General features: G+C 36.1%; 10 protein-coding genes. 9 read left to right on the top strand and 1 reads right to left on the bottom strand.

Annotation, left to right across the window (positions count from 1 at the left end; translation table 11 throughout):
* The first annotated feature begins 77 nt into the window (after nucleotides 1-77).
* The 7 genes from topA (at nucleotide 78) to QZ657_RS06400 (ending at nucleotide 9,737) form a co-directional block, all read left to right on the top strand.
* Nucleotides 78-2,582, top strand: coding sequence for a type I DNA topoisomerase (gene topA / locus QZ657_RS06430; RefSeq protein ID WP_291965714.1), 2,505 nt, complete (start codon nucleotides 78-80; stop codon nucleotides 2,580-2,582).
* Between the two features lie 60 nt (nucleotides 2,583-2,642).
* Nucleotides 2,643-3,800, top strand: a complete 1,158-nt coding sequence (locus QZ657_RS06425) for a formimidoylglutamase (RefSeq protein ID WP_276471075.1) — start codon at nucleotides 2,643-2,645, stop codon at nucleotides 3,798-3,800.
* A 121-nt stretch (nucleotides 3,801-3,921) separates the two neighbouring features.
* Nucleotides 3,922-5,286: a gliding motility lipoprotein GldK gene (gene gldK / locus QZ657_RS06420; protein ID WP_276471076.1), complete on the top strand. Its 1,365-nt coding sequence runs from the start codon at nucleotides 3,922-3,924 to the stop codon at nucleotides 5,284-5,286.
* Between the two features lie 83 nt (nucleotides 5,287-5,369).
* Nucleotides 5,370-6,026: a gliding motility protein GldL gene (gldL, locus tag QZ657_RS06415; RefSeq protein ID WP_276471077.1), complete on the top strand. Its 657-nt coding sequence runs from the start codon at nucleotides 5,370-5,372 to the stop codon at nucleotides 6,024-6,026.
* Between the two features lie 55 nt (nucleotides 6,027-6,081).
* Nucleotides 6,082-7,641 carry a gliding motility protein GldM gene (gldM, locus tag QZ657_RS06410; RefSeq protein ID WP_276471078.1) on the top strand — a complete coding sequence of 520 codons (1,560 nt, stop codon included), beginning with the start codon at nucleotides 6,082-6,084 and terminating at the stop codon, nucleotides 7,639-7,641.
* Nucleotides 7,642-7,704: 63 nt separating this feature from the next.
* Nucleotides 7,705-8,592, top strand: a complete 888-nt coding sequence (gldN, locus tag QZ657_RS06405; protein WP_276471079.1) for a gliding motility protein GldN — start codon at nucleotides 7,705-7,707, stop codon at nucleotides 8,590-8,592.
* A gap of 101 nt (nucleotides 8,593-8,693) precedes the next feature.
* Nucleotides 8,694-9,737: an NAD(P)/FAD-dependent oxidoreductase gene (locus QZ657_RS06400; RefSeq protein ID WP_291965713.1), complete on the top strand. Its 1,044-nt coding sequence runs from the start codon at nucleotides 8,694-8,696 to the stop codon at nucleotides 9,735-9,737.
* On the opposite strand, the gene QZ657_RS06395 is transcribed toward QZ657_RS06400, so the two are convergent.
* Nucleotides 9,734-10,129, bottom strand: a complete 396-nt coding sequence (locus tag QZ657_RS06395) for a DUF983 domain-containing protein (RefSeq protein WP_291965711.1) — start codon at nucleotides 10,127-10,129, stop codon at nucleotides 9,734-9,736. The genes QZ657_RS06400 and QZ657_RS06395 overlap by 4 nt on opposite strands.
* A gap of 137 nt (nucleotides 10,130-10,266) precedes the next feature.
* Here QZ657_RS06395 and QZ657_RS06390 point away from each other — a divergent pair, with 137 nt between their 5' ends.
* Both QZ657_RS06390 and QZ657_RS06385 read left to right on the top strand, forming a co-directional pair.
* The gene (locus QZ657_RS06390) at nucleotides 10,267-12,177 is read left to right on the top strand and encodes an ABC-F family ATP-binding cassette domain-containing protein (RefSeq protein WP_291965709.1); all 1,911 of its coding nucleotides are present in this window, start codon (nucleotides 10,267-10,269) and stop codon (nucleotides 12,175-12,177) included.
* Nucleotides 12,178-12,337: 160 nt separating this feature from the next.
* On the top strand, nucleotides 12,338-13,213 hold the full coding sequence (locus QZ657_RS06385) for a hypothetical protein (protein WP_291962195.1): 876 nt from the start codon (nucleotides 12,338-12,340) through the stop codon (nucleotides 13,211-13,213).
* Nucleotides 13,214-13,296: the final 83 nt, after the last annotated feature.

Raw genomic sequence — 13,296 nt, 5'->3', positions numbered from 1 at the left:
GAAATATGAGGAAAAATAAAATCTGGAAATTCCAAAGTTTAATTTTTAGTATACATTTGTAAGTATAAACAAGGTTGATGGCGAAAAATTTAGTAATTGTTGAGTCTCCTGCAAAGGCCAAAACTATAGAGAAGTTTTTGGGAAAAGATTATAAGGTAGAATCTAGCTTTGGTCACATAGCGGATTTACCTTCAAAGGAGCTGGGGGTAGATGTTGAAGGCGATTTTACACCTAAATATATAGTTGATAAAGACAAGCAAGCTCTAGTGAAAAAACTTAAGAGTTTGGCGGATAAGGCAGAAACTATATGGCTAGCGAGTGATGAGGATCGAGAGGGAGAGGCTATATCTTGGCACCTTGCAGAAGAACTGGGCTTGGACAAGAAGAAAACAAAGCGAATTGTTTTCAATTCGGTTACAAAAGCAGCTATTCAAAAAGCGATCGAGAACCCAAGAGAGATCAATTTTAACCTTGTAAACGCACAACAAGCTAGGCGAGTTTTGGACCGTTTGGTGGGGTACCAGTTATCTCCCGTACTATGGAAAAAAATTAAGCCAGGTCTTTCTGCCGGTCGTGTTCAATCTGTAGCCGTAAGGCTCATTGTAGAACGAGAAAGGGATATTGAAGGTTTTGAGCCACAGGCATCGTTTAAGATTGCGGCGGAATTTCAAACAGAATCAGGAAGTGTATTTTCTGCAAAACTGAACAAAACTTTTTCTACCGAGGATGAAGCGAAGGCATTTTTAGAAAAAAATAAGGCAGCTGATTTTTCTATAAGTAAATTAGATAAAAAACCGGCCAAGAAATCGCCATCTGCACCGTTTACCACATCTACATTACAACAAGAAGCATCAAGAAAATTATATTTTTCTGTAGGTAGGACCATGCAGGTAGCCCAACGTTTGTATGAAGCAGGTTTAATAACCTACATGAGAACAGATAGTGTCAACCTTTCTAATGAAGCATTGGCATCTGCCAAAGAAGCTATTGAAAAGAACTACGGTAAGGAATATAGCGAAACAAGAAATTTTAAAGGAAAGTCTAAAGGGGCCCAAGAGGCACACGAAGCCATTAGACCTACGGATATGGGAAATCAATCTCCGTCATTGGAGCGTGATCAATCTAAACTATATGATTTAATTTGGAAACGTACCGTTGCATCTCAAATGAGCGATGCTCAATTGGAACGTACCAATGTTAGGATAAAGGCAAACAAACATTCAGAAGAATTTACGGCAAACGGTGAAGTTATAAAGTTTGACGGTTTCTTGAAAGTTTACATGGAAGGTGTAGATGATGAGGACGTTGCCGAAGAGCAAGAAGGTATGTTGCCGGCAATGAAACAAGGAGAGCGTTTGTTGAACAATTTCATATCTGCCACAGAACGTTTTACAAGGGCGCCATACAGATTTACGGAAGCATCTTTAGTTAAGAAATTAGAAGAGTTGGGAATTGGTAGACCGTCTACATATGCACCCACGATATCTACCATACTTAACCGAGGTTATGTGGAGAAAGGCACTATAGAAGGTACTGAGCGTAAGTATCAGCAATTGATATTGAAGTCTGATGAAATAGAAACAAAGAATCTTACCGAAAATGTGGGTTCTGACAAAGGTAAAATGGTACCAACTGATATTGGTATGATCGTAACCGATTTCTTGGTGAGTAATTTTGCCAATATATTAGATTACAATTTTACCGCCCAGGTGGAAGAAGATTTTGATGAGATAGCTTCAGGTGATGAAGACTGGAAGAAAATGATGAAAGAGTTCTACAAAGACTTTCATCCAAATGTAGTAGATGTAGAAGAAAATGCAGACCGCGCAAGTGGAGAAAGAATATTAGGTAAAGATCCTAAATCTGGCAAACAAGTATCTGTCCGTTTAGGTAGATTTGGACCTATGGTACAAATAGGTACCGTAGATGATGAAGAGAAACCAACATTTGCAAGTCTGCTGCCAGAGCAATCTTTAAATACCATTACTTACGAAGAGGCAATGGACCTCTTTAAACTTCCTAGAAAATTAGGGGTATATGAAGGAGAGGAAGTATTGGCCAATGTAGGTAGATTTGGCCCATATGTAAAATTTGGAGATAAGTTTATTTCAATGGACAAAGGTGAAAGCGCCTTTGAAATTGAGATGGATAGGGCTATAGAGCTTATTGTAGCAAAACAGAAGGCCGATGCCCCAATTGCTATGTACGAGGATTTAGAAGTTACCAAGGGTACCGGTAGGTTTGGACCGTTCATTAAATGGAACGGCATGTTCATCAACGTAAACAAAAAGTATGATTTTGATAACCTATCAAATGATGACATAATAGAACTTATCGAAATTAAAAAGCAAAAAGAGATCGATAAGGTTATTCATAACTGGGAAGAAGAAGGTATACGTATAGAAAAAGCCAGATGGGGTCGTCATAATGTAATTAAAGGTAAGATCAAAGTAGAATTGGCTAAAACGGTAGATGTAGTAAATATGTCCTTAGAGGAAGCCCAAAAGTTGATCGAAGCGAAGACACCCAAGAAAAAAGCTCCAAAGAAAAAGGCAAAAGCTAAACCTAAAACAAAAAAGTAATTTAATTTTAGGTCAAAATATTAGTACAGTATTTTTATGATTTCTAAAAACCTTTAATAGATGGCCTTTGATTTTCTAGTTCCGGTATCGGATAAAGTTTTAGCCCATAATGAGTTGTTGCCCAGCCAGGCAATAGGTAAAAATGCCCACATACATACAGAAAAAGATGGTTTGCCAGTTTTGGCAAACGTTACAGTTGCAATTGTGGGGGTAAGAGAGTCAAGAAATGCCTATGAAAAGAAACATGAAAAATTAGATGTTTCTGCTATAAGATTACAGTTTTACAAACTTTTAATAGGTAATTGGAATGCTACTATAGTAGATTTAGGGGATATAGAGGAAGGTGCTACGGTAAATGACACTTATTTTGTAGTCAAAGAAGTAGTGGCCGGTTTACTGGAAGAAGATATTATACCAATAATTTTAGGGGCTACACAAGATATTACCTATCCTGCCTACAGGGCTTTTGATGGTATTAGGGATATGATCAACCTGGTAGCGATCGATAGTAGATTTGATTTTGGAATAGAAGATGAGCTTATATCTTCACATTCTTACATGAGTAAAATCATTACCGATAAACCGAACAACCTTTTCAATTTTTCAAACATTGGCTATCAAAGCTATTTCAACGCTCAAGAAGAAATAGATTTAATGGAGCGATTGTTTTTTGATGCCTATAGACTTGGTGAGGTCGCTAATGATATTTCTTTGGCGGAACCTGTGCTTAGAAACGCTCATATGGTAAGTCTGGATATGCGATCTGTAAAGGCTAGCGAAATTTCTTTGTCCGCTAATTTTTCTCCTAACGGGTTTAATGGTAGAGAGATCTGCGCTATTTCTAGATATGCCGGTATTAGCGATAAAGTATCTGTATTCGGCTTGTATGAAATGGAGAACACCGTACAGTCGCAACAGCTTATAGCTCAAATAATATGGTACTTTATAGAAGGTATCAATTTTAGGATCAAGGAATCTCCATATACCAAAACAGATGACTTTGTAAAGTACAATGTACCAAGCGAAGATGAAGAATTGGTTTTCTACAAAAGTTTATTGACCGAAAGATGGTGGACAGAAGTTCCATCTATTTTCTCTTCACATACTAAAGGTCATACACCTGCGTTATTACCTTGCACCGAGAAGGATTATTTAGATGCATGTAATCAACAAATTCCTGAAAGGTGGTTTAAGGCCTACAAGAAAGGCTTTAATTAACATAATTATTTTTAAAGTATAAAAAGACTTTAATACAATATTTTATATAAAACCTAGTTTTAGTTGTTAGAATAAATTATTGTATTCTGAGTTTAACCATAATCGAAATTTAACCTAAAGTATGAAGAAGCTATTGTTATCCTCTATAGCGTTTGTTTTTTTACTCACAAGTTGTGGGTCTAAACAGAAAGGTGAGCTAACTGGAGTCCAGGGAAAAAAATGGTATCCGGAAAAACCATATGGAATGGAACTTATCCCAAGGGGTTCTTTCATAATGGGTAAGAGTGAAGAAGACCAAGGAAAATTATTGAATGCGCCTACCAAGACGGTTACGGTACGTTCTTTTTACATGGATGATACTGAAATCACAAATAGTGAGTATCGTCAGTTTGTAGAATGGGTAAAGGATTCTATCGTTAGAACCAAGCTTGCCATTTTAGCTGATGAATTAGGTATTGGTCCGGAAGAAGGAGGTATTGGCGATTATGCTTTTAAAGACGCAGATACTACAAGAGCTTCTGTATATGATAAGTATATGTTGGACAATTACTCAGGTATGGGTGAAACGGGTTACGAAGGTAGGGCGTTGAGCAAAGATGAAGACCTTATATGGAACACTGCAGATTACCCGGACGAGTATTATACCGAGATTATGGATTCTATCTATTTATCTGAAGAAGAATCTTATAACGGTCAACGTACAATTGATGTAAAAACATTAAAGTATAAGTATAGCTGGATGGATATAGAGGCTGCCGCACGTGCTTCTGTTAAAGGAAACAAGAGCCGTAAAGACTTTATCCGTACAGAAGAAGTTGAGATATACCCAGATACAACGGTTTGGATCAGGGATTTTTCATACTCTTATAATGAACCAATGCACAATGATTATTTCTGGCACGATGCTTACAGTGAGTACCCTGTTGTAGGTATTAGCTGGAAACAGGCAAAAGCATTCTGTAACTGGAGAACAAAGTTTAAAAACGATGATAACAAGAGTCGTGGTAGACAGTTTGTAAATCAATTTAGATTACCTACGGAAGCTGAATGGGAATACGCTGCAAGAGGTGGTATAGAAGGTGGTACGTACCCATGGGGTGGACCATATGTAATCAGTGATACTGGTTGTTTTATGGCAAACTTTAAGCCACAACGTGGAGATTATGCTGCAGATGCTGCTTTATATACAGTAGAAGCGAAATCTTATGAGCCTAATGACTTTAATATGTACAATATGGCCGGTAACGTTTCTGAGTGGACAAATTCAAGTTACGATCCAAGTGCATATGATTATGTATCAACGATGAACCCTAACGGTGGTGATCAATCTAATACAAGAAAAGTTATTAGAGGTGGTTCCTGGAAAGATGTAGCATACTTCTTACAAGTAAGTACAAGAGATTACGAATATGCAGATTCTGCCCGTAGTTACATAGGTTTCAGAACGGTACAGGATTATATGGGTGAGGAAGATTCCACACAATAAATAATAATATTAACAGTTTTAATATAAATTCAAATTCATTTTTTAACCAAATCTTTTTTTTTAAACCTTAAATTAAATTAAACATGGCACAGTCAAAATCCACAAAAAAATTATTTAACATGGCCTACGGGCTTGGAGCATCAGTCGTTATTATTGGTGCATTATTCAAAATTCTTCACTGGGAGTTAGGACCATTAAATGGTGGTATTCTTTTAGCGATAGGTCTTATTACAGAAGCATTAATTTTTGCGATCAGTGCATTTGAACCGGTAGATGACGATTTAGATTGGTCATTGGTATATCCAGAATTAGCTGGTGGTGAAAGTAAAGCACCTAAGAAAGCTCAAGCTGCAACTGAAGTAAAAGAAGCTGAAGCATCATTATCTAAAAAATTAGATGATTTATTAAAAGAAGCTGGTGTAGATGCAAGTCTTATGGAGAGCTTGGGATCTAGCATTAAAAACTTTGAAGGTGCTGCTAAAGGTATCGCTCCAACAGTTGATGCAATGGAATCTACTAAGAAATATTCAAGTGAAATGGTTCAGGCTGCTGCTCAAATGGAGTCTTTGAACAGTCTTTATAAAGTACAATTAGAAAGTGCTAGCAAGCAAGCTTCAGTTAATGAAGAGGTTGTTCAAAATGCAAGTGCACTTAAAGATCAAATGGCATCTTTGTCTACAAACCTTTCTTCATTGAATGGTGTATATGGTGGTATGTTATCTGCAATGAGCAAAAACTAGTTTGGATTTTTACCAACCCGAATCAATTATTAATAAAAATCTAAATTAAAAATCCATGGCAGGAGGAAAACAATCACCACGTCAGAAGATGGTCAACTTAATGTATTTGATCTTCATCGCAATGTTGGCGTTAAACATGAGTAAAGAGGTGCTAGCGGCATTCGGTATAATGAATGAAAAGCTAGAGACTTCTAACGAAAAGACAACCGCAAGTAACGATGCGTTCTTGGAAAGTCTTGGAACTAAAGCATCTGAAGATGCTGCAAAGTATGATAAGTTATATAAAAATGCTCAGCAGATCAAAGCTATGTCTCAAGAGTATTATGATTACTTAGAAGGACTTAAGAAAGGTATGATGGAAGGGATCGAAGATCCTAAGGATTATGCCCGTATGGACATGTCAGATTACTTGGACCAAAAATTATTTCAAGGTGAAAATTTATCTGAAGACGGTAAAAAGTTCATGAGTAACCTTACAGGTTATAGAGATCAAGTGGCTGCAATTGTACCAGCTGCTCTAAAGCAATCTGTTATCGATCGTTTCCAAACAGGAGATGAGAACGGTAAAGTTGAAAAGAGAGACGGTACAAAGCAAGATTGGATCAACTACCACTATGAAGGGTATCCTTTGGTAGCATCTTTGGCAAAATTAACACAGTTACAGGCTGATGTTAAGATAACTGAAGAAGCAGCTTTGAAATCTATGTTGGCTGGTGAGTTAACTGAGCAAGTTTCTTTAAAGAACTTTGCAACATCTCTTTTAGCTACAAAATCTGCATACTATGCAGGTGAGAAGTATGATGGTAAGATCATTATCAGCAAAACTGATAATTCTTCTACTCCGGTAAGAGCTGAGTTGACTTTAGATGGTAGAAAATTATCTGAAGGTTCTGATTATAAATTAGAAGCTGGTGGTGTTAAAATGTTGATTGGTTCTGGTTCTGCCGGTGATCATGAAGTAAAAGGTACCATCTACTTTAAGCAAGACGGTGAAGAAATTCCTGTTGAGGTTAAAAATTCTTTCGCAACAATATCTAAGCCTAATGCTGCTTTGATCGCTGCAGATAAAATGAACGTTGTATATAGAGGTGTTGCTAACCCAATGTCTATCTCTATACCAGGTATACCTAACAATAAGGTTAGAGCATCTGCTCCAGGTCTTAAAGCGGTAAGTGGTAGTAAGTATGTAATGACACCAGGTACAGGTAGAAATGTTACTATTACTGCTTCTGGTACATTGCCAGATGGTCAGTCTGTATCTTCTAAGTCTGAATTTAGAATTAAGGATATTCCAAGACCAGAAGGTAGCATAAGCAAGCAAACAGGTAGTCTTAAACTTCCAAAGAGAAATGTTGAGATCGCTACTATAGGTGCTGGTTTAGAAGATTTCGATTTTGATTTGAACTTAGCTGTAAGCGGTTTCAAATTCAAAGTTCCAGGTCAACCAACAGTTTCTGTAAGAGGAAACAAAATGAATGCTAAGGCTAAACAAGCTTTAGGTCGTGCTAAAAGAGGAGATATTGTACAAATATTCGATATCGAAGCTTATATCACAAATAACAAAAGTTACAAGTTGAAGAAAGTATCTCCGGTAGTTGTGGAGATTACAAACTAATAAATGGAATGATACCGGGTAGGCCCTAAGGACTTGCCCGGTTAATTTTAAAGTGAAGTAAACATGAATTGGAAAAATGTTTTAGTAATGGGGGCGGTAACAATGTTACCTTTATCGATGATGGCCCAGGCAAATGTATTGAATGCAAAGAAACCAAGTGAGGTTGGTATTCGTACAGAAGCTCAAAAGGCTGTTGATAATGATGCTCCGTTAGAATATGGTTATGTAGATGATAGGGATATTCTTTGGTCTAAAACCTTATGGGAAACCATTGATTTAGATGAGAGAGTTAATTTCCCATTGTATTACCCAACAGATACTATGGATATCGGACCAGATAGAAGGTCTTTGTACCATGTATTGGTTAAAAATTTAAAAAGTGGAAAATTGGATACTTACACAGATTCTTATTTTACACAAAAAAGAACTTTTGACGATTTAAAAGATGCCTTACAAATGGTTGATACCCTAGATTACGGGTATGAGCAAATGAATGCAGGTGAAGCAGTTTCTGAGGAGTATATTACTCGAAGAACGATCTCTGCGGCAGACATTGAAGAGTACCACATTAAAGGTATCTGGTATTTTGATAAAAGGCAGGGAGAATTAAAATACCGTCTTTTAGGTATTGCTCCTGTTGCACCAGATGTAAACTTTATGGATGATGACAATCCAGATATGGTAGAGCTTTTTTGGGTATGGTACCCAGATGCACGTGAAATGTTACACGAAGCAAAAGTTTTCAACCAACAAAATTCAGCACAGCCTATCTCCTTTGACATGCTTTTAAATGCACGAAGATTCGATGCTGTTATCTATAAAGAAGATAACGTACAGGGCGACAGAAAGGTAGATGATTACATTTCTGATAATGCTTTGTTCCAATTATTGGAAGCAAAACGAATTAAAGAAACAATTAGAGATAAGGAACAAGACATGTGGGCTTACTAAGCTTACTGAAAATCCAATTCACATAAACAAAAGACCCGATCGAAAGATCGGGTCTTTTGTTTTTATATAACGTTTTATGCAATTGTCGTTACCTTTGCGCCATGGTAGATTATATAGTGGTAGGGTTAGGATTGGCGGGTACTGCATTTTGCGAAACCTTACGTAAAAACGATAAAACTTTCGTTGTTTTTAATGACCGATCGCAGACATCCTCTCGTGTTGCGGGCGGTTTGTATAATCCTGTTATTTTAAAACGCTTTACCCTTTCTTGGCGGGCAGATGAACAATTACCTGTTGCTACCGAATTTTACACGCAATTAGAACAATTTTTGAATGTAAAGTTTGATGAAAAGCTGAACGTGCTACGAAAATTTGCCTCAATTGAAGAGCAGAATCTGTGGTTTGAAGCCGCAGATAAAAATAAGCTTAAGCCATATTTAGCTACAAAGCTGGTGAATAATGAAAATGCCGGACTAAATATTCCTTTTCAATTGGGTAAAGTTTTAGAGACAGGTAGGTTAGAGACCCTAACACTTTTTAATAATTATGAGAATTGGCTAAAAGAAGAAAGTAAATTATATACTCAGACCTTTACTTATAACGACCTTCAAATAAAACAAGACTACGTAATTTACAAAGATATAAAGGCAAAGAATGTCGTATTTGCCGAAGGATACGGAATGATGCAGAATCCGTTTTTCAATTATCTGCCTATGCAAGGTTCAAAAGGGGAGTATATTGTTATAGAGTCTAAAGGTTTAAATGAATTAAATGTGATTAAATCCTCTATATTTTTAATTCCTCTTGGTAATGATCTGTATAAAGTAGGCGCCACGTACCATAGAAAACATAAAAATAATATAACTACGGAAGAAGCTAAAAGCGAGCTTTTAAATAAATTGGATACCTTACTGAATCATCCATATAAGGTAGTTGATCACGTGGCAGGAATGAGGCCTACGGTCAAAGATAGAAGACCTTTGGTAGGTCAACATCCAAAGCATATTAATTTATGGTTGTTGAACGGTTTTGGGTCTCATGGAATTACAATAGCTCCTTGGGCGGCAAAAGCGCTATATGATCGTGTAGAAAAAGAAATGCCATTGCTTGAAGAAATGGATATAGCTCGTTTTAATAGGAATTAGGACTTTTTAAAATTATTTGTTGTGTTAGGGTCATAGGTTACGAACATGTTGATCCAAATATTACGGGATAACCTCATAATTACCGGCATAAACACAACAAGTGTCGCAATAATAGCTATAAATGTTTCTATAAGACCTGCACCAAAAAACAAATATGCAATGACAAAAGCCGCAACTGCAAAAGCAATTCCTACTCCATAACTAACATACATGGCACCATAAAAGAAAGAGGGTTCTATTTTACATTTTAAATCGCAATGGCTACATCTTTCGTGCATTTTAAAGATTTTGCCCATATGGTACGGGTTTTTGTCCAAATACATACTTTCTTCATGACATCTAGGACAACTTCCTGTTAAAATGCTGTAGAGTTTGTTTCCTTTTTTTAACATTTGCAAAACTTTGCACTAAGGTACGATTTTGAGATATTTCTCATATTGCTCTACTGTAGTTATAATGATAAAATTAGCTTAAAACTCATCAAATTTTATATGGGATTTTTAAGTAACCAATAGAAGAATTAGAATTTATGTTAAACGTTCACAACCTATCAGTCTCTTTTGGAGGAGAATATTTATTTGAAGAAATTTCATTTCGTTTAAATGCCGGTAACAGAGTGGGGCTAGTAGGTAAAAATGGAGCAGGAAAATCTACTTTGCTGAAGTTGTTGAATAAAGATATGCCTTTGGATACCGGTGTAATAGCGGTAGAAAAAGATATTAAGATCGGATTTCTGCGTCAAGATATAGATTTTGTTGAAGGAAGATCAGTATTGGAAGAAGCGTATCAAGCTTTTGAAGAGATCAAGGCCTTGGAATTAAAATTGGATGAAATAAATCATCAACTTGCAGAACGAACGGATTATGAATCGGATTCCTATAGTCAGCTCATTGTAGACTTGAGTGATATAACGCATCATTATGAAATTTTAGGGGGTTATAACTATCAGGGGGAGACAGAAAAAATACTACAAGGTCTAGGTTTTAGAAGAGAGGATTTTGATAAAAAAACAGAAACATTTTCCGGGGGATGGAGAATGCGTATAGAGCTTGCCAAATTGTTATTACAAACCAACGATGTTTTGTTGCTGGATGAGCCTACCAACCATTTAGATATAGAATCTATCATTTGGTTTGAGCAGTTTTTGAACAACTATACCGGCGCCGTAGTTATTGTTTCACACGATAAAATGTTCCTGGATAATGTAACGAACAGGACTATTGAAATCTCGTTGGGGCGTATTTACGACTACAATAAACCTTACACTGAGTATTTGGTGTTAAGAAATGAAATAAAACAACAACAGGTAAATGCCCAAAAGAACCAAGAAAAAGAAATTCAACAGGCAGAACGCTTAATAGAGAAGTTTAGGGCCAAGTCTACCAAGGCCTCTATGGCGCAGTCATTGATCAAAAAGTTGGATAAGATTGAACGTATAGCAGTTGATGAGGATGATAACAGTGTTATGAGCCTTCGTTTTCCTATTTCGGTTACACCGGGCAAGGTTGTGGTAGAAATTGAGGAACTTTCAAAAGCGTATGGTAATAACTTAGTGTTAAATGACATTAACCTGTTAATTGAAAGGGATAGCAAAACTGCTTTTGTTGGTCAAAACGGACAAGGAAAATCTACTTTGGCAAAGATTATTGTTGGTGATTTGGAACATGAGGGTCACTTAAAACTGGGGCATAACGTGCAAATAGGCTATTTTGCACAGAACCAGGCGGAATATTTAGATGGTAACAAGACCATTTTAGATACCATGATAGATGCGGCCAACGAAAAAAACAGAAGTAAAGTAAGAGATATTTTAGGGTCGTTTTTATTTAGGGGAGATGAAGTGGATAAATATGTGAAAGTTCTCTCCGGTGGTGAACGTAATCGTTTGGCTTTGGCCAAAATGTTATTACAGCCTTTTAATGTTCTTGTAATGGATGAGCCCACCAACCACTTGGATATAAAATCTAAAAATGTATTGAAGCAGGCCTGTTTAAATTTTGAGGGAACTTTGATTTTGGTATCACATGATAGGGATTTTCTTCAAGGACTTACTAATAAAGTTTATGAATTTAAAGATCAAAAGATAAGAGAGTATTTAGGCGATGTGGACTACTACTTGGAACAACGTAAAGTAGAAGATTTTAGGGCTATTGAAAAAAAGCAGGCAGTAGCTACGTCAAAAGAAAAACCTAAAGCATCCAATTCTTTTCAAGACCAAAAGAGACTAAAGAGTTTAAAGAACCAATTGAGCTCGGTTGAAAGTAAGATCGGAACACTTGAGAATGAGATTAAGAATATAGATCATGAGTTGTTGGTAGATTATGACGCCACCATAGCAAAGCCTAATTTCTTTGATGGTTACCAAGCTAAAAAGAAGGAATTAGAAACATTAATGCAGAAATGGGAAACACTTACAATGGAAATTGAGGAGTTAGGTTAAACAAATAATACCAAACCTACAGTTTTGCTACTTTCACAACATATTTTGCTACTTTCACAACAAACAGAGGTCACTCAACGATAAAATTTCAGTTTTCAGCGTTATTAGTTCAAATTTGTAGGAGAATTCTTAGTGTAAGAATTTTCCAAACCACCATCTTATGAAAAAATTATATTATTTAAGTTTCAGCCTATTTTTTCTGACAACGATTTGTTTTGCAGAAGTTTCCAAAAAGGAGAAGAAAGCGTTAATTGATTTATATGAAACCACAAATGGTAATCACTGGGTAAAAAAATGGGATTTAAAGACTCCTGTTTCCCAATGGCATGGTATTACGGTAGAAAATGATCAAGTAGTAGAGATTAATTTATTCCATAATAATCTTATGGGTGCAATTTCTTCTGAAATAGGTAATTTACAGAATCTTAGAGTGTTGAATTTAGCATTCAATTCTTTAACCGGTGCTTTGCCTTCAGAAATAGCGAATCTTGCCAACTTAAAAGTGTTGAAATTAGAAATGAACAGGCTTAATGGTAAGTTGCCAGAAGGTATTGGTAGTTTGGTTCAATTAGAAGAGCTTTCTGCGTTCAACAATTTTTTTACAGGAGAAATTCCGGCTACGTTGGGTAATCTAACCAGTTTAAAAGTATTGAATCTTTCTAGTAATGAGTTTTATGGCGATATGCCAAGTTCATTGGGCGCACTATCGCAATTAGAAACTTTAGGTCTTTTTGAAAATAGATTGGAAGGCGCAATACCAAGAGATATGGGCAAACTTAGTAAGTTAAAGGAACTGGTCTTGGCCAATAATAGATTTATAGGAGATATACCAAATGAGTTTGCGGAATTGGCAAGTTTAGAAGTATTTCAAATTCAGAATAATAATTTCAGTTCTTTTAAGGCTTTAGAGTTGTTGGAAACAAAAGAATACTTGGTTTTTGATTATGATAAAGAAGATAAAAAGTTAGAATTTAAAGATATTAACTTCAGTAAGACCAGAATGGCGGATACGAAGTTTGAGGATATAGAAGAGTAAGAGTAGTTTACACTTTTAGTTAGTTTGGTGAAAAAAAGAGATGTTGAACAGCATCTCTTTTTTGTTATAAGTATATTAATATC

It is taken from the genome of Maribacter sp., assembly GCA_020629415.1.
Lineage (GTDB): Bacteria > Bacteroidota > Bacteroidia > Flavobacteriales > Flavobacteriaceae > Maribacter > Maribacter huludaoensis.
This window is presented reverse-complemented; position numbering and strand designations above follow the sequence as displayed.

Coding starts and splice junctions, on each gene's coding strand:
- topA (WP_291965714.1), top strand. CDS start 78: ATGGCGAAAAATTTAGTAATTGTTGAGTCTCCTGCAAAGGCCAAAACT.
- QZ657_RS06425 (WP_276471075.1), top strand. CDS start 2,643: ATGGCCTTTGATTTTCTAGTTCCGGTATCGGATAAAGTTTTAGCCCAT.
- gldK (WP_276471076.1), top strand. CDS start 3,922: ATGAAGAAGCTATTGTTATCCTCTATAGCGTTTGTTTTTTTACTCACA.
- gldL (WP_276471077.1), top strand. CDS start 5,370: ATGGCACAGTCAAAATCCACAAAAAAATTATTTAACATGGCCTACGGG.
- gldM (WP_276471078.1), top strand. CDS start 6,082: ATGGCAGGAGGAAAACAATCACCACGTCAGAAGATGGTCAACTTAATG.
- gldN (WP_276471079.1), top strand. CDS start 7,705: ATGAATTGGAAAAATGTTTTAGTAATGGGGGCGGTAACAATGTTACCT.
- QZ657_RS06400 (WP_291965713.1), top strand. CDS start 8,694: ATGGTAGATTATATAGTGGTAGGGTTAGGATTGGCGGGTACTGCATTT.
- QZ657_RS06395 (WP_291965711.1), bottom strand. CDS start 10,129: ATGTTAAAAAAAGGAAACAAACTCTACAGCATTTTAACAGGAAGTTGT.
- QZ657_RS06390 (WP_291965709.1), top strand. CDS start 10,267: ATGTTAAACGTTCACAACCTATCAGTCTCTTTTGGAGGAGAATATTTA.
- QZ657_RS06385 (WP_291962195.1), top strand. CDS start 12,338: ATGAAAAAATTATATTATTTAAGTTTCAGCCTATTTTTTCTGACAACG.